Raw genomic sequence first — 18846 nt, forward strand, 5'->3', positions numbered from 1 at the left:
CGCATCACCCCGCGAGCACTGTAGTCGTCACGCCCCGGACAACCGGAGCTCCGCGATCACGGGGTCGTGGTCGCTCGCCAGGGTGTCGCGCACGATCCACGAGTCCTCGACGTCCCAGCCGCCCGGACCGGCGAGGATCCAGTCGAGGCGCAGCGGCCCGCCGTGGAACCGGCGCACCGCGGCCGCGCGGACCTTGCCGAACCCGTGGAAGGTCTCCTCGTCCCGGCGCGCGGTGTCGGTGTAGCCGTGGGCGAGCAGCGCGCGGTACGGCGGCGAGCCGGGCGGGCAGTTGAAGTCGCCGGTCACGACGGTCGGCGTCGGGTCGGCCAGGCGCCGCAGGAGCAGGCGCGTGCCCTCCTCGCGCGCGAGGGCGCTCCAGTGGTCGAGGTGGACGTTGACGTGCCGGACGGTCGCGTCGGTGCCGCGGACCGCGAACCGCGCCCAGGTCACGGCCCGCCTGTTGCGCGTGCCCCAGGAGGCCGAAGGCACGTCCGGGGTCGCGCTGAGCCAGAACCCGCCGTGCTCGAGCAGCTCGAGACGGTCGGGCGCGTAGAGGATGGCGTTGTGCTCGGGGCGCCCGCGGGTGCCCGCCGCGGGGCCGAGCACGAGGCCGTGGTCGGCCAGCTCGCGGCGGTAGGTCGCGAGTGCGGCGCGCTGGAGCTCCTGTACGCCGAGCAGGTCCGGGGCCTGTGCGCGCACCGTCGCGACGTTCACCGCGGCGCGCCGCGACCACCGGTGCCGCCCGTCCACGGGCGTCGTGAAGCCGCGGACGTTGAAGCTCATGACCCGCAGGCGCGCCGACTCTCCGATGACCCCATTCAATAGGTCCGCTGGAGGCGGGCGCGCAGCGGGCGCCCGTCGGGGTCGAGCACCATCCGGTAGGCGGGACCCGTGATCCAGCGCCGGCGGAGGGTGATCTCCACCTGCTCGTGCACCGGGGTGTGGCGGCGCAGGCGGCCCGGCGGCCGCTCCCCCACCGCGCCCGCCGCGTGCCAGTCGTCGAGCGCCCTCGCCCGCGTGCGCACGAGCTCGGCCGCGGCGTCGGGGTCGAGGATCGGGTCGTCGTCCGAGCCGAGGCCCAGGTGCTCGCGCATCAGCTCGAGGCGCAGGCGGCGGGCGAAGCCGCGGGCGCCGTCGCCCAGCCCGCCGGGGTCGGCGGGCGCGCGCCCGTCGCGCTCGGCGTCGAGGACCGCGCAGACCAGCTCCGAGTCGTGGGTCCAGGACCGGGTGTTGAAGTTGTTGCTGCCGACCGTGGCCCAGACGTCGTCGATCACGCAGACCTTGGCGTGCACGTAAACCGGGCTCGCCTCGTCGTTCTCCACGTCGAGGATCTGCACGCGGTCGCCGCCGGCCTCGTGCACCATCGCCATGGCCTCGGCCTGTCCGATCATGGCGGGGTTCGGCCCGGCGTCGTGGTGCGGGCGCGGCACGACGGCGACGAGGTGCAGCTCCGGCGCGCGGCGCAGGGCCGCGGCGAACACCCGCGCGACGTCCGCCGACCACAGGTACTGGTCCTCGACGTAGACCAGCCGCCGCGCCCGTCCCAGCGCCTTGATGAACGCGCGGGCCACGCTGCGCTCGCCGAAGGGCGCGTAGGGCAGCGGCGGCGTGCGGCGGGGGTAGGTGCGCAGGACCTGCACCGCACAGGTCCCCGTCGCCGGAGGGTCCGGGGTCGGCGCCGGGAGCCGGGAGGCCCGCTGCGGGAGTCGGTGCACGAGGTCGGGCACGACGTGCCAGGGCAGGCGGACCAGCGGCGTCGGGTCGACCCAGCGCTCGACGAACACCTCGTGGAGGTCGCGGACGACGGGGCCGCGCAGCTCGAGCTGGGCGTCGTGGCGGGGGTCGCGGTCGTAGGCGTCGGCGGCCGCGGTGGACTGCGGGTCGCCCCGGTGGACGATGTCGTCGCGGGCCCCGAGGACGAGGTCGATGCCGCCGACGTAGGCGACGTCGTCAGCGGAGCCTTGATCTCTGGGGTGGTCGGTGTCGTGGCGGATCACGACGAGCTTCTGGTGGTGGCTGCCCAGTGGGCGGATGCGCTGGTCGAGCAGCACCTCGGCGCCGACCGCCCGCAGGTCCGCGGCGAGACGCCGGTTCTGGGTGACGTGGTAGCCGAACATCGACAGGTGCGAGCGCCACAGCAGCCCGCACACCCGCGCCCCGCACCGCGCCGCGTCCGCGAGCGCCTGGGACACGGTCGGCCCGTCGTCGCCGAGCTGCTGGTCGCCGTCGCCGCGCCACCCCAGGAAGAGCACCTGGTCGCCGGGGCCGGTGGTGGCCAGGCGGGCGGCGAGGATCCGGTAGTAGGCACTGCCGTGGACGCGCAGCTGCACCTCGTTGCCCTCGGTCCAGGGGCGCAGCCGGGTCGCCGGGTTGCCCCGCTGGGACTCGGTGAGGAACCAGTCGTCGACGCGCGACCCGCGCCCGGCCTCGTCGAGGCCGAGGACCTCACGCAGCCCGGGCAGCAGCTCCTCGCCGTTGGGGGCCCGGACGATCGGCGGACCGTCGCCGTCGGTGTGCGTGGAGGCGTCCTCGACCTCGAGCAGGCGGCGCATCGCGATCGCCGCGACGCGCCCCGGGTGGTCGCGGGCGACGTCGGCGAACAGCTGCGGGTCGTGGCCGGCGTCGTCGCCGACCAGCACCCACGACGTCTCGGGGTCCGCGGCGATCAGCCGGTCGAGGGTGGTGCGCTTGCGCTCGAGGCCCGCTCCGAACAGCCAGCCCGAGATTAGCGAGCGCCCGGCCATCAGCAGCGTGCCGCCGGGGTACTGGTCGTGGCGCAGGGCCACCCGCAGCGGGCGCGCCATCTTGTCGGGCAGCGCGGTGAGGAAGTAGACGTCGGCGTGCTCGCCGTCGGCGAGCACGCCGAGCACCCGCTGCATCCCGAGCAGCGAGCGCCGGTCCCGCGAGCCGTGGGCGACGAGGGCCTGCAGGCGCCCCCACTGCCGGCGCAGCGGCGCGATGCGCAGCACCCCGTCGACGTCGTAGACGACCCCGATCCGTCGCGATCCCCCGGTCGTCACCCCTCGCATCGTGGCGGCAGGGCCGATCGGGGGCAAGAACCCGCATCACGGGGCGCGATGTCGCCGTCCGTGGCCACGGCCACCCGCGCCGTAGAGATCACGAGCGCGTCATCCACGCGGGAACCCGTCATGGGGTGTATGAGGCGCTCGTGATCTCCACGGGCGAGGGACTGTGCACGACGCCTCGGAGATCAGGAGCGCGTCATGCACCCGCCGCGGCGTCGTCGGGTGCACCAGGCACCCCTGATCACCAGGACCCGCCGACCAGAGTCCGAGCGATGCGGCATCGCCGGCGCGGCGGCGCTGTCGGACCCCGGTGCCATCATCGGCGCATGACGAGCTGGCGGGATGTCGAGGCCGCGGCGCCGGAGTTCGCGCGCCGGGTGCGGGAGCTGTTCGACGCCCACCGGCACAAGACGCTCGCGACGCTGCGGGCCGACGGGGCGCCGCGCATCTCCGGCATCGAGACGGTGTTCGACGACGGCGAGCTGACCTTCGGGTCGATGCCCGCCGCACGCAAGGGCGCCGACCTGCGCCGCGACCCCCGGTTCGCCCTGCACAGCGCCACCGTCGACCCCGTCGAGGGTCAGGAGGCGCAGTGGCCCGGCGAGGCGAAGATCGCGGGGCGGGCCGTCCCGTCCGGCGAGGTCACCGAGGGCCCCGGCGGCGACCTCTTCCGCGCGGATATCACCGAGGTCGTCCACACACACCTCAACCCCGAGGCGACGCTCCTCGTCGTGGAGTGGTGGACGCCGGCGGTCGGACTTCGCCGAATCGAACGGGAGTGACCGGTGTCCAGAACTCGCCAGCGAGAAAGGACGCCACTTCCCACTGACTCTTGGTATCCGAGTGAGCCACGAGAGTTGACTTGCGCCTCTGCCGAGATGCGAGTACCACGCAAAGTCATTCAGACGGCGGTCGCGGGCCGTGGCGCCTGCTCGCATTCTGCCTTTCGACCAGTGCCGACGGGGGGCGCACGCGTCGTCGGGAACGCCCTCCTCGGGGCACTCGAGGGGGCGACGGCACGTGGCCAAGGTCTTCGTCAGCCACTCGAGCGCGGACGCCGCCCTCAGTGAGCGGGTGCGTCGATGGCTCGTCGACGCAGGCCACGACGTCTTCCTCGATCAGAATCCGCAGGACGGCATCACCCCTGGGCAGGAGTGGGAGGAGCGGCTCTACAACCGCCTGCGCTGGGCCGACGCCGTCGTCTGTGTGCTGACCAGGGCCTACTGCCGGTCCGCGTGGTGCACGGCCGAGGTGGTCATCGCCCGGTCCCAGGGCGCGCTGCTGCTTCCCGTGCTCGCCGAGCCCGGCGTCCGGCACGAACTCCTGCTTCCGCTGCAGGCGGTCGACCTCGGCAAGGGCGAGACCGACGCCCGTGAGCGCCTTGACGCCGAACTGCGCGAGATCGACATCGCAGGCGGGGCGGGATGGCCCGACGACAAGTCGCCCTATCCCGGCCTCCACCCACTCGACGCCGACCGGCACCGGGCGTTCTTCGGACGCGACGCGGAGATCCGGGAGCTCACCTCCCTCCTGCGCGTCCCGGTGTCGCGATCCCCGACCGAGGTCCTCGTGATCGTCGGTCCGTCCGGCTGCGGCAAGTCGTCGCTGGTCCGCGCCGGCCTGCAGCCCGCCGTGGCGCGGGAGCCCGACGCGCTGACGGTGAGACCGTGTCGCCCCGGCCCCGATCCGGTGGGCGCCGTCCTGCTGGAGGTCGAAGCAGCCACCCGCAAGCTCGGACAGCCGGGACGATCGATCGCCGACATCCGGCGCCTCGTGCGCGACGGGGGCTTGTCCGACCTCGCGAACGACCTCCTGCTCGCCGCGCCCGGTCGGCGTCGCACCCGCCTGCTCCTGATCGTCGACCAGCTCGAAGAGGTGCTCACCCAGGCCGACCCGGCAGCCCGCGCGGACTTCGCCCGGATGGTGATCCCGGCACTGGGTCGACCACTCCAGGTCGTCGCCACGCTACGGCCGGAGTTCCTCGACGCGCTGCTCTCGAGCGACGAGCTCGCCGACCTCCCCACTCGGATCCACACCATCACGCGGTTGCGGCGAGAGAGCCTGGTCGACGCCGTCGAGAGGCCGGCCCAGCTCGTCGGCATGACGCTCGAGGACGGTCTGGCCGACCGGCTGGTGACCGACACGGGAACCGGCGACGCTCTCCCGCTGCTCGCCTACACCCTCGAACAGCTCGCCGACGGCGCCGCGAGCGACGGAACCTACCGGGGCTCCCGGCTCACCCTGACCCGGTACGAGCAGATGGGCGGGGTGCGCGGAGCGCTGACGCGCCACGCCGATCGTGCGCTGGAGGACGCCGAGCAGGCGGGCGGGCGCGACCGTCGCGCGGTGATCCGGGAGCTCCTCCGTCTCGTGGTCGTCGACGAGCAGGGACGCCCGGTGCGCTGGCGTGTGCCGTGGCGCAACCTGTCCGCCCCCGCCGCCGGGGAGTTGGAGGCGTTCCTCGAGCAACGCCTCCTGACGACCGATAGGGATCCCGTCACCGGCGACGCGACCGTCGAGGTCGCCCACGAGGCGTTCCTGACGGCCTGGCGTCCCCTCGACGAGGCGATCCGCGCCGAGTCCACGGCGCTGCGGGCCCACCGATCGGTCCGCCAGGCGACGGCCGACTGGGTGGCACACGGTCGCGGTACGGGTGGATTGTGGGAGGGCACGCAGCTGGCGGGCGTCGTCGCCGACCTCGGCGCCCGGACGCGCCGGAGCCGCTCCGGCCGCCGCCTCGACCTCGAGACCGACCGCATCGAGCTGGACCCTGATGCACGCGAGTTCCTGCTCGAGAGCGTGGTCCGTGACCGGCGACGACGTCGGCGCGGTGTCGCCGTGCTGTCGGCGCTACTGGTCCTCGCGCTCGTCGGGGGCGTCGTGGCCCTGTTCGCCGCGCGCGCCGCGACCGCCGCGCAACGGCAAGCCGTGGCACGCCAGCTCCTCACCCAGGCCGACGCCGCCCGCCCGACCGACACCCGGACAGCCCTGCGCCTCGGCCTCGCCGCCAATCAGGTCGCGCCGAGCCCGGCAGCCACGTCGAACCTGGTCGACACGCTGAGCCACACGCACTACAGCCGCACCCTCCCCCACGCCGACGGCGTCGTGACCACGGCCTACTCACCGGACGGGACGACGCTCGCGACCGGCGACATGAGCGGCGGCGCGACGGTGTGGGACCTCGCCGACCCCCAGCGACCGGCCCGCCTCACCACCATCGCCGTCCAGCAGAGCTACGTCTACGACGTGGCGTTCTCTCCCGACGGACGCACCCTGGCCACCACAGGGGTGGACGGCACCGTCGGTCTCTGGGACATGGCCGACCGGACGGCGCCGCGGCCGCTCGGCGTCCCGCTGACGGGGCACAGCGCCGAGGCCCACGCCGTCGCGTTCTCCCCGGACGGAGGTGCACTCGCGTCGGTCGGGTTCGACGGACGACTGATCCTGCGCGACGTCCACGACGTCAACCGTCCGTCGACGGTGGCCGAGGTGCCGACCGGGCACGCCGGGAAGGTGTTCGACGTCGCCTTCTCCCGGGACGGCCGCACCGTCGCGACCGCGGGCGAGGACCGCACGGTGCGGCTGTGGGACGTGTCCGACCCGGCCCGGCCGGTTCCGCTCGGCGCGCCCCTGGTCGGTGCGAGCAACGCCGTGTGGGCCGTCGCGTTCGTGCCCTCCGGGGCCGGCGTGTCGGCCGTCGACCAGGCGGGGGAGCTCGTCTCGTGGGCGGCCGACGGCTCCGGCCGGATGCTCGGGGCCGTGCTGCGCGTCCACGCCGGTCCGGCCTACCACCTGGCGTTCTCTCCCGACGGCACGATGCTCGCGACCGCCGGGGCCGATCACGCGGTGTCCCTGCTGTCCACCGCCGATCTCGGACGGCCGACGTGGATCGGCGAACCGCTACGAGCCCACGCCGACCAGGTGTACTCGGTGGCCTTCTCCCCGACCGGTCGCTCGCTGGCCTCGGGCTCGGGCTCGGCCGACCGCACCGTGGTGCTCTGGGACCTCGACGGGCCGCCCCGGCCGGGAGCCCTGGGCGCCCTGCCCTCCATGGGTCCGGGGACCGCCCGTGCGATGGCCGTCGAGTCGTCGGGCCATGCCATCGCCGTCGGTGGGCGGGACTCCGCCGTGCGAATCTGGGATGTCGCCGACCCGGCCGCCCCTCGCTCCTCCGGTCCTCCGATCCCGATGCCCACGGAGATCCGGAGCCTCGCGACGTCCCTCGACGGGCGGCTCCTCGCGGCCGGGCTGGCCGACGGCGCGGTCGCGCTCGTCGCGGTCGGCGAACCTGGTCCACCGCGGGCGATCGGTGTCGTGCCCGCAGCCGACGGCGCAGCCAACGGCGTCGCCTTCGCTCCCGACGGCGGGCGGCTCGCCGTCGCCCACGAGGGCAGCGGCCTCTCGTTGTGGCGAGTCTCGGACCCGGCACGCCCCGAGCCGGAGGGAGGTCCCGTCGTCGTGCACACCGGCCCGGTGTTCTCCGTCGCGTTCTCCGCCGACGGGCGCACGCTGGCCACGGCCGGGGCCGAAGGCGCGATCCTGGACTGGGACGTCTCGGCCCCCGGCCCACCGCGGCCCATCCCACCGGGGCTGACCGCCGGAGGAGCCCCCGCGTTCGCCGTGGCGTTCGCGCCCGACGGAACGCTGGCCAGCGGCGGATGGAACGGCGAGGTCGATGTGTGGGATCGATCGAACCCCGGGGCTCCCCGTCGGACGCCGGTGCCGTCGACCGACGGCGGCGCCGTCTACACCGTCGGCTTCTCCGGCGACGGCGCGACGCTCGCCGGAGCCGGGGCGATGGGTTCGGTGACGTTGTGGGACCTGTCGGTCCCCGCCGGCCCCCGCGCCCTGGGTCCGCCCGTCCCGACGGCAGGGTCCGCGATCACGACGCTCGGGTTCGCGCGGGACCGCTCCCTGCTCGCCACCGCGAGCACCGACTGGACCGTGCGGCTCTGGGACATCTCGGTGCTCGACGACCTCCGCGCCCACGCCGCGGACCGGGCCTGCGCGGTCGTCGAACGAGGTCTCGACGCGGAGGAGTGGACCACGGTCCTCCCGGGCCTGGCCTACGAGGAGTCCTGCCCCTCGAACGCTGAATCTCGCTGAGCCACGGACAAGGGAGACGTGGCGCTCCGGGACGGCGGGGCCGGGGCGACGAACGATTCAGCTCCCTCGTCCGCTGACGGCATCAGCCGTCGGCTCCGGGTTCGGGTTCCGGCTCGGGTTCCGGCTCGGGTTCCGGCTCGGGTTCCGGCTCGGGTTCCGGCTGCGGCTCGGGTTCCGGCTCGGGTTCGGGCACGGGTTCCGGGACGGTCTCTCTCGGCGTCCCGGTCCCGGTCGATGTGTCTGCTCCGGTGCCCGTCGTCGTTCCGGAGCCGGCGCCTGCTGCAGGATCAGCGACCGCGCCGGCCGCGGGGTCCACGCGCGACGCACCGTCTGCGTCTGCGGAGGCCGCCGCCGCGGCGAACTCTTCCGCCTTCGCCTTGGCCAGCTCGAACTCCGACAGTGACACCCCGGCAGCCGACAACTGGTCGCGAGTGGCCCCGGCACGGATCATCGTGGCAAGCACCCGTGTCTCGCCCTGATTGTTCAACTTCTTCGACGCCCGGACCATCGCCCTGATGCGCGAGTCCCCTCCCGGCGAGCTGACATTGCGGAATTCGGACCCGAGGACAAGCAAGGTCGGTGGCCAACGGTCGAGCCAATTACCGGTCGAGGAATCCCATACCGTACTGGTGCCGTCACTGGGAGGCACCGGATGTTCGGTGATGGTGCAGAAGAGCAGCAGATCGATGGCACCCTGCGCGCAGGTGTCGTCGTTGCTGCACGGCGTGCAGGGATCGGGCTCTTCTTGACCCTCCCCCAAGCTACAGGCGCTCAGGACGGCGTCGACTGCCTCGTCGAACGTGCCCGCACCATTCAGTTTGTCGTAGGCCTGGTTGTACGCAGGCGCTCTGCGGGGCAGAGTCAACGGGTCGCGGGCGCCGTTTCCCGATCCCGGAACGTCAGCGCTTCCGGGCGGACCGGAGGCACCCGGCCCACCCGCTGAACCCGTGGTACCTGGAGGGCTCGGCTCCGGTGGACCCGCAGGGCCGCCTGCACCACCGGAGGACGAACTCGACGGGGCCCCCGACGACGCGACTCCGGGATCACCGCTGCCGGGAGTATCGCTGGCCGGAGTACCGCCGCTCTGGGCACTCCCCGGATGGAGCGGCCCGCCATGGATGACGGAGCTGTGCTCTCCCGATGGCAATCGTCCTTGGTCAGCGGCTTCCGAACCCGCACAGGCGGCGAGGAACAGCAACAGCACGAGCGGGACGAGAATCGAAGGCGCCGGGCGGCCAGCCCTCAGCCGCGACAAATCGGGAACTCGCCGATCATTCCTCGGCGTCGCCCCTCCGACCTCGTACTCGATGCTGGTGCGCATGAGACCCCCAACCAGCGACCTCGACGGATCGTAGAGTGGACGCCCGCTTCCGTGGTGGATTCCCACCGCATCGGACCATTTCCGATCAGAGTGGTTAATGCTTGTGGCGTCCGGGGCCGTGTGCCACTCGGACCCGAGAGCGCCGATTGAGTGACGATCGAAGAGAATACGATCAGTTACGCGCCGTCGACAGAATTCGTCCGGACTCGAACAACGCCGACGACTCGAAGTGAGTCGCCTGAGAATCCGTCAGAACGTCAGCGTCGTCTCGTGCGGCCCCTGCTCGTACCGGCGCCTCCCGATCCGGGCGAGGACGAACAGGATCGTCCCCACCACGACGAAGGCGGCGCCGAGCAGCCAGATCTCGAGCGACTGCTGGGTGAGCAGCACGATGCTGGCGACGATCGCGAGCACCGGTACGACGGTCGGCACGCGGAAGTGCTCGTGGTCCACCCGGTCCTTCTTGAGCACCAGGCACGAGACGTTCGTCGAGATGAACACGAACAGCAGCAGGAGCACCGTGGTGTCGGCGAGGGTGCCGATGTTGCCGACGAAGCTCATCCCGATCGTCGCCGCGCCCACGGCGAGGATCGCGACCCACGGCGTCCGGCGGGTCGGGGCGACGCTGCCGAAGATCGAGGGCAGCAGGCCGACCTCGGCCAGTCCGTAGGTCGCGCGGCTCGCCATCACCATGAACAGCAGCGCGCCGTTGGCGATGGCCACGAGCGCGATGAGGGAGAACAGCCACGCGGGGATCGGCAGCCCGGAGGCGGTGATCACCTCGAGCAGCGGGCCGGTGGACTCCGCCATGACGTTCGGGTCGACGACGATCGCGGAGCTGAGCGCGATGAGCAGGTAGATGACGCCGGCGGTGGTGATGGCCCCGAACAGCGCCCGCGGGTAGGCGCGGCTCGGCTCCTTGACCTCCTCGGCCATGTTGGCCGCCGCCTCGAACCCGAGGAACGAGAAGAACGCGACCACCGAGGCCGCGAAGGCGCCGACGAGGATCGGCTGATCCGGCGAGGGCGTGAGGATGCGCGCGGCGTCGCCTCCGCCGCTGCCGAAGACGATGGCGGCCACCACGATCACCATCACCAGGCCGCTGGTCTCGATGATCGTCGCGACGGTGTTCGCGGCCAGGGACTCCCGGACACCGCGCAGGTTGATGCCGATGAGGATCAGCAGGAAGATCACGGTGACCGGCGCGGCGGGCACGTCGACGAGCGTCGTGAAGTAGTCGCCGGCGAACGCGTTCGCCAGCAGCGCGGCGGTCACGATGCCGGACGAGAGCATGAAGAACCCGACGATGAAGGTCAGGAACGGTGTCTTGTACGCCCGTTCCGCGTACCGCGCCGCGCCCCCGGCGTGCGGGTACTTCGAGATCATCTCGGCGTAGGTGCCCGCGGTCAGCAGCGCCACGACCAGCGCGATCACCAGCGGCAGCCACAGCATGCCGCCGACGTCCTCGGCCATGGTGCCGACGAGGGTGTAGATCCCCGCGCCGAGCGTGTCGCCGACGATGAAGAAGAACAGCAACACGGTGCCGACGTTGCGCGCCAGCTTGGTGTCCTGTCCTGCCGGCTCGGTCGCCTGCCCGGTTCCCGCCATGCAGAAATGGTCTGTCACACGTGCCCGATTCGCCGGGCGAGCCCGGTATCCGAAACACGCACTCAACGCAGGCAACGCGGGCGCAACCGCTCACGGGATCACGGCGGCTCCCCCGTCGCCGTCGCGACGAAGCAGTAGCGGTTGAGGCTGAACAGGTAGTCGGTGCCCCGCGAGCGCAGGTCCGCGGCCCACCGCGCGACGTCGTCGTCGGTGAGGCCGTGCCGGCCCGTGACGAAGGCGCCGATGGTGTCGATCGTCCCGGCGCTGTAGGTGTCCTCGTCGTAGACCGGGTTGAACACCGGGATCAGGCGGCGCTCGACGACGCGGAACCCCGCGCGCTCCAGGAGCCCCGGCAGCGTGCGGGGCAGGCGCGCGTCGACCAGGTGCTCCTCCCACGCCGCCATGACCCGCCGGTGCCGCTCGCGGTCGGTGGCGTGCCAGACCACCGAGTCCCAGTCGGTGTCGAGGACGACGACGCGCCCGCCGGGCCGCAGCACGCGCCGGACCTCGACCAGGGCGCCGAGGACGTCGGCGACGTACTCGTAGACCTGCGTCGACACCACCGCGTCGAACGACGCCGCGGAGTACGGCAGCGCCTCGGCGTTCCCCTCGTCGAGCCCGACCCACGCCACGTCGGCGCAGCGGGCCTGCGCCATGGCGTTCATCGCCGCGCTCGGCTCCAGCCCGCGCGCCGAGCCCGCCGGCCCGACGGCCTCGGCGATCGACCGCAACAGGAACCCCGGCCCGGAGCCGACGTCGAGGATCTCCTCGCCCACCGCGGGCTGCAGGAGCTCGAGGACCTGCTCCCGCTGGCGGACGACGTCGGGCGTCGCGTAGACGCGCTCGATGCGCCGCGCGCCCTCGTCGCCGAACTGCAGCAGCGCCATCCGGCGTCCTCCCTCTCCCGGGAGGGGACACGATAGGGACGCGTCCCGACCCCGGCGCCGCCCGTTCGGCCGAAGGCTCAGCGGCGTCCGGCGCTCCACGCGTAGGGCAGGTCGGCACCGTTGAGGACGAAGTCGCCGACGGTGCGCAGCTTGTAGATCAGCGGGTTGTGCACCGAGATCGTGCGGGCGTTGCGCCAGTGACGGTCCAGGCGCAGCTTCTCCGAGGTGATCGACGCGCCGCCCACCTCGAACAGCTGGGTGGTGGCGTCGAGGACGGTCGGGATCACGACGGCCTGGGCGCGGGCGACGTCGAGCTCGACGCGGTCGAGCAGGTCGGCGTCGGCGCTGTCGGTCGCGAGCAGGTGGTCGAGCTGGTCGGCGATGTCCAGGACGAGCGTGCGCGCCGCGTAGGCGGTGGACGACAGCCGCCCGATGACCTGCTGGACGAGCGGGTCGTGGCGCGGGAGGTCCGCGGGGGCGTGGGTGAAGGTGCGGGTGCGGTCGCGCACCCAGCCGGCGACGTCGTCGGTGGCCCGCTGGGCGATCCCGGCGAGCACCGAGAGCTGCACCAGCTGCAGGTACGACGTCCCGTACGTCCGGCCCGGCGTGCCGTAGCCGGGGCCGAGGACCCGGTCGGCGGGCACCGACACGTCGCTGAACTCGGTGGTCCCGCTGGCGGTCAGGCGCTGGCCGAACCCGTCCCAGTCGTCGTGCTGGGTGACGCCGTCGGCGTCGGCGTCCACGAGGACCGCGACCCGCTCGCCGTCACGGTCGGCGGCGACGACGATGTGGTCGGCGTAGAGGCTGCCGGTGCTGTAGTACTTGGTGCCCGTCAGGCGCAGGTCGGGTGTCAGCGCGGTGCTGTACCGGTCGATCGCGCCGACCCCCGGCTCGGAGATGGCGTTGCCGACGAGTACGCCGTCGGCGGCCGCGCGCAGCCAGCGCTGGCGCTCGGGCCCGTCCTGCGCGAGCAGCTGCTCCTCGACGAACCACCAGTGCACGCGCAGCGCCTGCGGCAGGTTCGACTCCGCGGCCGCCAGCAGGACGAGCTGGCGGAACAGCTGGCGCACCGAGGCGCCGTAGCCGCCGAGCTCGACCGGCACCCGGAGCGCCCCGAACCGGGCCTCCTTGAGCGCGGCGACCTCGTCGTGGGCCAGCGAGCGGTCCTGCTCGCGCCGGACCGCGCCCTCGGCGATGCGGGCGTACACGGGCGTGAAGATCTCGTCGAGCTGGTCGTCGGTGAAGGTGGCGGACGCGGTCGCGGTCACGGAGATGTCCATTCGCAGAAGGGCACGCCGCGACCGCGTTCAGCGGACCGGCGGGAGGGGCGCGAGGAAGCAGCTCAGCGACGACAGAGGGCCGACGACACGCGCGCGAGATCGATGTGATCCCGGGTGGTCAGCAGCATGCGCCGACCCTAACCCGGCCCGTCGCTACGCGACATCCGTCTGCGGCTCCTGGCGCAGCACGTCACCGTCGCGGAAGCGGATGCCGTCGGCGCAGCGGGCCTCGACCTGGCCGGCGCCGAACTGCTCGGCGTAGAGCTTCGCGTAGAGCCCGCCGCGGGCCAGCAGCTCCTCGTGGGTGCCGTACTCGACCAGGCGGCCGCCGTCCAGGGCGAAGATGACGTCGGCGGCGAGGACCGTCGAGAGCCGGTGGGCGATCGCGATCGTGGTCCGCCCCGACATGACCGACTCGAGGGCGTGCTGCACGAGGCGTTCGCTCACGGTGTCGAGCGCCGAGGTCGCCTCGTCGAGGATCAGCACGCGGGGATCGGCGAGGATCACCCGGGCGATCGCCAGGCGCTGCTTCTCGCCGCCCGAGAGCCGGTAGCCCCGCTCCCCGACCACCGTGTCGTAGCCCCCGTCGAAGCCGACGATCCGGTCGTGGATGTTGGCCGCGCGGGCGGCCGCCTCCAGCTCGGCGTCGGTCGCCTCGGGCGCGGCGTAGCGCAGGTTCTCGGCGATCGTGGCGTGGAAGAGGTAGGTGTCCTGGGTGACCATGCCGACCACGTCGGCCAGCGACGACAGCGCCAGCTCCCGGACGTCGACCCCGTCGAGGCACACGGCGCCGCGGTCGACGTCGTAGAGGCGCGGGACCAGGTACGACAGGCTCGTCTTCCCCGCGCCGCTCGGCCCGACCACCGCGGCCAGCCGGCCGGGCTCGATGCGCAGCGAGAGGTCCTGCAGGGCCCAGGTGGTGTCCCGCTCGACCTTCTCGACCTCGTCCTCCTCCGACGCCGGGTAGTGGAACCAGACCTCCCGGAACTCGACCGACCCCTGCGCCCGGTCCTTGTCGAGCCGGCGCGCCCCGGGCGGATCGGTGATCGCCGGGACGAGGTCGAGGTAGGCGAAGATGCGCTGGAACAGGGCCAGGGACGTCTGCACGTCGAGCGAGACCCGCAGCAGCTGCACGGCGGGGAAGAGCAGCCGGCTCTGCAGGGTCGTGAACGCGACCAGGGTGCCCGCCGAGAGCAGCGCGCCGCCCGTCCCGGTGCCGACGTACCCGGCCACCAGGTACACCGCGGCCGGGGTGATGGCGAAGAAGGCCTGCACCACGGCGAAGAACGACTGGCCGGTCATCGTCTGGCGGACCTGCAGGTCGGTCTGGCGCGCGTTCTCGGACCGGTAGCGCTCGACCTCGTGCTCCTGGCGGCCGAACACCTTGGCCAGCAGCACCCCGACACCGACAGCGACTCCTGGGTGATCGCCGACATGTCCGACAACGACGCCTGGGTGTTCGCGGCCACCCGCCGGCGGACCCGCCCCACCCGGATCTGCAGCACGATGAAGACCGGCATGAGCACGAAGGCCACCAGCGACAGCTGCCAGGACAGCGCGAGCATCGCCGCGACCGAGGCCACCACCGTCACGACGTTGCCGAGGATCGACGACGCCGTCTCGGTGACCACCGACTGCACCCCGGCGACGTCGTTGTCGAGCCGCGACTGGATCACGCCGGTCTTCGTCGAGGTGAAGAAGCCCAGGTGCATGCGCTGCAGGTGGGCGAAGAGCCGGTCGCGCAGCCCCTGCATGACGCGGTTGCCGAGCACGGTCGTCAGGTAGGTCTGGCCGACCCCGATCAGGCCCGAGACCAGCGCGATCACCACCATCGCCGCGACGAGGACGGCGAGCAGGCCCAGCTGCGGCCCGCCGGGGGCGAACAGGGCGTCGTCGAACACGGCCTGGGTGAGGAACGGGTTGGCGATCCCGAGCCCGGCGGTCACCAGGATCGCCAGGGCGATCAGGGCGAGGCGTCCCCGGTACGGCGCGAAGAGCGCGACCACCCGGCGGCCCAGGCGCGGCGTCGCGGCCTCCTCCTCCGTGACGACCATCGGCGCTGTCCCCTCGTCCACACGGCCCCGGCCCGCCCAGGCTCCTCCAGCGGACGGCGCACGGCGAGGCGGACACGGCGCGTCGCGTCGCGCTCCCGGCGGCACGGAGTACCATGGGCGTCGAGTTCGGGTACGTCATACACCGCACGCGCGGCGCACTCCGGAACACGCGGTATCGATCTGCGCTGATCCCGTGTTCCACCTCGCAGGGTGGAGGAGCCCCTCCCCTGTGACTCCGTCACCCGGACGACCGTGCCCGGCAGAGCGCCGGGCGTGCCGGAGGAGGTACATGGCTCGTCGAGGCCAGCCCCAGCCCGGGGGCCGACGTGGCGCCCCGGGGCGCGGTCAGCAGCGTCGCGGACGCCGCCGCGAGGACGTCATCTCGGTGCTCACGCGCGCCGTCGACGAGATCGGCGCCGCCCTGAAGAAGGGTCGCCCGACCGCCGCGACCCGCACCAAGTTCCAGGCCGTCGCGCTGCTGCTGCGCGACGAGCGCGCCCGCGTGCGGGCGAACGAGGACCTCGCCGAGGCCCGCCGCGGCGAGCGCCTCAAGAAGCTCGACGAGATCGCGACGTCGCTCGCGAAGACCGCCGTGCGCGACCAGTCGCTCCTGGCGCTGCTCGGCGAGGACGCCGTCGTCTCCGACGAGGCCCGCTCGCTCGAGCGCGACATGATGCGCCGCGCGGGCATCACTCCGCCGCGCGAGGAGGAGCCGCCCGCCGAGGAGGAGGCTCCGCCGGCACCCGCGAAGCAGGGCGTCGTGCCCCAGTCGGTCGTCTCCCGCCAGATGGCCAACCCGTTCCTCGCCCCCGACTTCTCGGCCGCCCGGCCCGCCGCGCACCGCCCGACGCGCCTCGACGGCTGGGAGCTCCTCGATCCGCTGCTGCGCGCGTTCGAGCGCGCCGGCGACGGCGCGGCCACCATGGCGCTGCCGCCGCCCGGGTCCCGGAAGGTCGCCGGCGGCAAGGAGCTCATGCCCCACCAGGCGGGCGTCGTCGCCGCGGCCGCGGAGGGTCACCGCACCTTCCTGCTCGCCGACGAGCCCGGCCTGGGCAAGACCGCCCAGGCGCTGCTCGCGGCCGAGGCGGCCAAGGCCTATCCCCTGCTCGTCGTCGCCCCCAACGTCGTCAAGACGAACTGGGTGCGCGAGGCCGGGCTGTGGTCGACGCGCCGCAAGGCCACCGCGATCCAGGGCGACGGCGACAACGTCGACGGGTTCGCCGACGTCGTCGTCGTCAACTACGAGGTGCTCGACCGGCACATCGGGTGGCTGCGCGACTTCGGCTTCCGCGGGATGGTCGTCGACGAGGCGCACTTCATCAAGAACAAGACCTCGCAGCGCTCGCAGCACGTGCTCTCGCTCGCCGAGAAGATCCGGTCGTTCACGGGCGACCCGCTGCTCATGGCGCTGACCGGCACGCCGCTGATCAACGACATCGAGGACTTCCTGGCCATCTGGGAGTTCCTCGGCTGGATCGACGTGAAGAAGCCGGTCGGTGCCCTGATGGACTCGCTGACCGAGACGGGCCTGACGCCCGCCGACCGCGGCTTCTACCCCGCCGCGCGCCAGTGCGTCGTCGACCGGGGCATCGTGCGCCGCCGCAAGGTCGACGTGGCCGCCGACATCCCGGCGCGCCGCATCGCCGACCTGCCCGTCGAGCTCGACGGCCCGACCGGGCGCTCCATCCGCGCGGCCGAGCGGGACCTGGCGCAGCGGATGGTGTCGCGCTACCGCGACGCCCTCGCCGCCCGGGGCGCCGGCGACGTCGAGGGGATCGACAACGACCTCGTCGCCCGCGTCGCCACCTGGGAGCAGAAGGACGCGACCAACGCCTCGAGCGGCGACAACGTGTTCAGCATGATGCGCCGCATCGGGCAGGCGAAGGCGGCGCTCGCCGCCGACTACGCCGCCCAGCTCGCCCGCAGCGCCGGCAAGGTCGTCTTCTTCGCCAAGCACGTCGACGTCATGGACGCCGCCGAGGAGACGTTCGCCAAGCAGGGTGTCCGGTACTCGTCGATCCGCGGCGACCAGACCCCGAACGTCCGCCAGCGCAACATCGACGCCTTCGTCGAGGACCCGGACGTCTCCGTCGCGGTCTGCTCGCTGACCGCGGCCGGGGTCGGCATCAACCTCCAGGTCGCGTCGAACATCGTGCTCGCCGAGCTGCCGTGGACCGCCGCGGAGCAGACCCAGGCGATCGACCGCTGCCACCGCATCGGCCAGACCGAGCCGGTCACCGCGTGGCGCATCCTCGCCGCGCAGACGATCGACGCCCGGATCGCGGACCTGCTCGGCGAGAAGGCCAACCTCGCCGCCGTCGCCCTGGACGGGGCCGACGAGGAGCTCGGGTCGTCGGCCGACGCGCAGCACGCGGCGCTCGTCGCGCTGCTCACGGAGGCGCTGCAGACGTCCTGAGCAGGGCGTTGACGTCCCCGAAGACTGGAGGCGGGGGCGCGGTCCGAGCAGACGGGTCCATGTCACCCCGTGGAGCGGGCCATGGACCGACTGGTCAGCCGAAGAAGACGGCGGCCTCGGCGTAGAGGGACGGGTCGACGAGCTTGAGCTGCTCGGTCGCCTCGCGCAGCGGCACCATCGTGATGTCGGTGCCACGCAGCGCGGTCATGTGCCCCCACTGCCCCGCCGCGACGGCGTCGACGGCGTGCAGCCCGAAGCGGGTCGCGAGCCAACGGTCGCGCGCGCTGGGCGTGCCGCCGCGCTGGACGTGCCCGAGCACCGTCGTGCGCGCCTCCTTACCGGTGCGCGTCTCGATCTCGCGGGCCAGCCAGTCGCCGATGCCGCCGAGGCGCGCGTGGCCGAACTCGTCGGTGCCGCCGGCGAGCAGCACGTTCTCGCCGCCCTGGGGCATCGCGCCCTCGGACACGACGATGATCGGCGCGTAGTCGAGCCGGAAGCGGCTCTCCACCCAGGAGCAGACCTGCTGGATGTCGAACTGGACCTCGGGGATGAGGATCGCGTTCGCGCCGCCGGCCATGCCGGAGTGCAGCGCGATCCACCCCGCGTGCCGGCCCATGACCTCGACGATCAGCGCGCGGTGGTGCGACTCGGCGGTGGTGTGCAGCCGGTCGATCGCCTCGGTCGCGATCCCCACCGCGGTGTCGAAGCCGAACGTGTAGTCGGTGCCCGAGAGGTCGTTGTCGATCGTCTTCGGCACCCCGATGACCTTGACGCCCTTCTCGTGCAGCTCGCTCGCGACGCCGAGGGTGTCCTCCCCGCCGATCGCCACGAGCGCGTCGACGCCGAGGGACTGGAGGTTCTTGCGGATGCGCCCGACGCCGTCCTCGATCGCGAACGGGTTGGTCCGCGACGAGCCGAGGATCGTGCCCCCGCGCGGCAGGAGCCCGCGCACCGCCGGGATGTCCAGCGTCCGGGTCTCGGCCTCCAGCGGCCCGCGCCAGCCGTCGCGGAACCCCAGGAACTCGAAGCCGTACTCGGGCACACCGCGCCGGACGATCGCCCGGATGACCGCATTGAGACCGGGGCAGTCGCCGCCGCCGGTCAGCACACCCACGCGCATGTCGCCCGCGCTCCCGTCATCGATCCAG

At 73.0% G+C, this 18846-nt stretch carries 13 protein-coding genes; 3 read left to right on the top strand and 10 right to left on the bottom strand.

Annotated elements, in window-relative coordinates; all coding sequences use genetic code 11:
* Positions 1-27: 27 nt before the first annotated feature.
* Positions 28-783, bottom strand: a complete 756-nt coding sequence (locus WCD58_RS13165) for an endonuclease/exonuclease/phosphatase family protein (protein WP_337703489.1) — start codon at positions 781-783, stop codon at positions 28-30.
* 35 nt (positions 784-818) lie between these two features.
* Positions 819-3020, bottom strand: a complete 2202-nt coding sequence (locus WCD58_RS13170; protein ID WP_337703490.1) for a phosphatase domain-containing protein — start codon at positions 3018-3020, stop codon at positions 819-821.
* 332 nt (positions 3021-3352) lie between these two features.
* On the opposite strand from WCD58_RS13170, the gene WCD58_RS13175 reads away from it, so the two are divergent.
* Both WCD58_RS13175 and WCD58_RS13180 read left to right on the top strand, forming a co-directional pair.
* Complete coding sequence (locus tag WCD58_RS13175) at positions 3353-3808, top strand: pyridoxamine 5'-phosphate oxidase family protein (RefSeq protein WP_337703491.1); 456 nt, start codon at positions 3353-3355, stop codon at positions 3806-3808.
* Positions 3809-4046: 238 nt separating this feature from the next.
* On the top strand, positions 4047-8132 hold the full coding sequence (locus WCD58_RS13180) for an nSTAND1 domain-containing NTPase (protein ID WP_337703492.1): 4086 nt from the start codon (positions 4047-4049) through the stop codon (positions 8130-8132).
* Between the two features lie 82 nt (positions 8133-8214).
* Here WCD58_RS13180 and WCD58_RS13185 read toward each other — a convergent pair whose 3' ends face one another.
* The 7 genes from WCD58_RS13185 to WCD58_RS13210 all read right to left on the bottom strand — a co-directional run bounded on the left by WCD58_RS13185 (position 8215) and on the right by WCD58_RS13210 (position 15282).
* The gene (locus WCD58_RS13185; RefSeq protein ID WP_337703493.1) at positions 8215-8997 is read right to left on the bottom strand and encodes a hypothetical protein; all 783 of its coding nucleotides are present in this window, start codon (positions 8995-8997) and stop codon (positions 8215-8217) included.
* 705 nt (positions 8998-9702) lie between these two features.
* On the bottom strand, positions 9703-11061 hold the full coding sequence (locus tag WCD58_RS13190; RefSeq protein WP_337703494.1) for an APC family permease: 1359 nt from the start codon (positions 11059-11061) through the stop codon (positions 9703-9705).
* Positions 11062-11159: 98 nt separating this feature from the next.
* A complete protein-coding gene (locus WCD58_RS13195; protein WP_337703495.1) occupies positions 11160-11948 on the bottom strand; it encodes a methyltransferase domain-containing protein in 789 nt (262 codons plus the stop codon).
* A gap of 77 nt (positions 11949-12025) precedes the next feature.
* The gene (locus tag WCD58_RS13200) at positions 12026-13216 is read right to left on the bottom strand and encodes an acyl-CoA dehydrogenase family protein (RefSeq protein WP_337703496.1); all 1191 of its coding nucleotides are present in this window, start codon (positions 13214-13216) and stop codon (positions 12026-12028) included.
* Between the two features lie 74 nt (positions 13217-13290).
* Positions 13291-13356 (bottom strand): putative leader peptide, encoded by a 66-nt coding sequence (locus WCD58_RS33640; protein WP_373696223.1) that lies wholly within the window; start codon positions 13354-13356, stop codon positions 13291-13293.
* A 25-nt stretch (positions 13357-13381) separates the two neighbouring features.
* A complete protein-coding gene (locus tag WCD58_RS13205) occupies positions 13382-14626 on the bottom strand; it encodes an ABC transporter ATP-binding protein (protein ID WP_337703497.1) in 1245 nt (414 codons plus the stop codon).
* Complete coding sequence (locus WCD58_RS13210) at positions 14527-15282, bottom strand: ABC transporter transmembrane domain-containing protein (protein ID WP_337703498.1); 756 nt, start codon at positions 15280-15282, stop codon at positions 14527-14529. The genes WCD58_RS13205 and WCD58_RS13210 overlap by 100 nt, the downstream gene beginning before the upstream one ends.
* Before the next feature lie 289 nt (positions 15283-15571).
* Here WCD58_RS13210 and WCD58_RS13215 point away from each other — a divergent pair, with 289 nt between their 5' ends.
* Positions 15572-17698: a DEAD/DEAH box helicase gene (locus WCD58_RS13215; protein WP_337703499.1), complete on the top strand. Its 2127-nt coding sequence runs from the start codon at positions 15572-15574 to the stop codon at positions 17696-17698.
* Positions 17699-17792: 94 nt separating this feature from the next.
* On the opposite strand, the gene WCD58_RS13220 is transcribed toward WCD58_RS13215, so the two are convergent.
* Positions 17793-18818 carry a 6-phosphofructokinase gene (locus WCD58_RS13220; protein WP_337703500.1) on the bottom strand — a complete coding sequence of 342 codons (1026 nt, stop codon included), beginning with the start codon at positions 18816-18818 and terminating at the stop codon, positions 17793-17795.
* Between the last annotated feature and the right edge of the window lie 28 nt (positions 18819-18846).

Origin of the sequence: Actinomycetospora flava, assembly GCF_037400335.1 — a bacterium.
In the GTDB taxonomy this organism is placed as follows: domain Bacteria; phylum Actinomycetota; class Actinomycetes; order Mycobacteriales; family Pseudonocardiaceae; genus Actinomycetospora; species Actinomycetospora flava.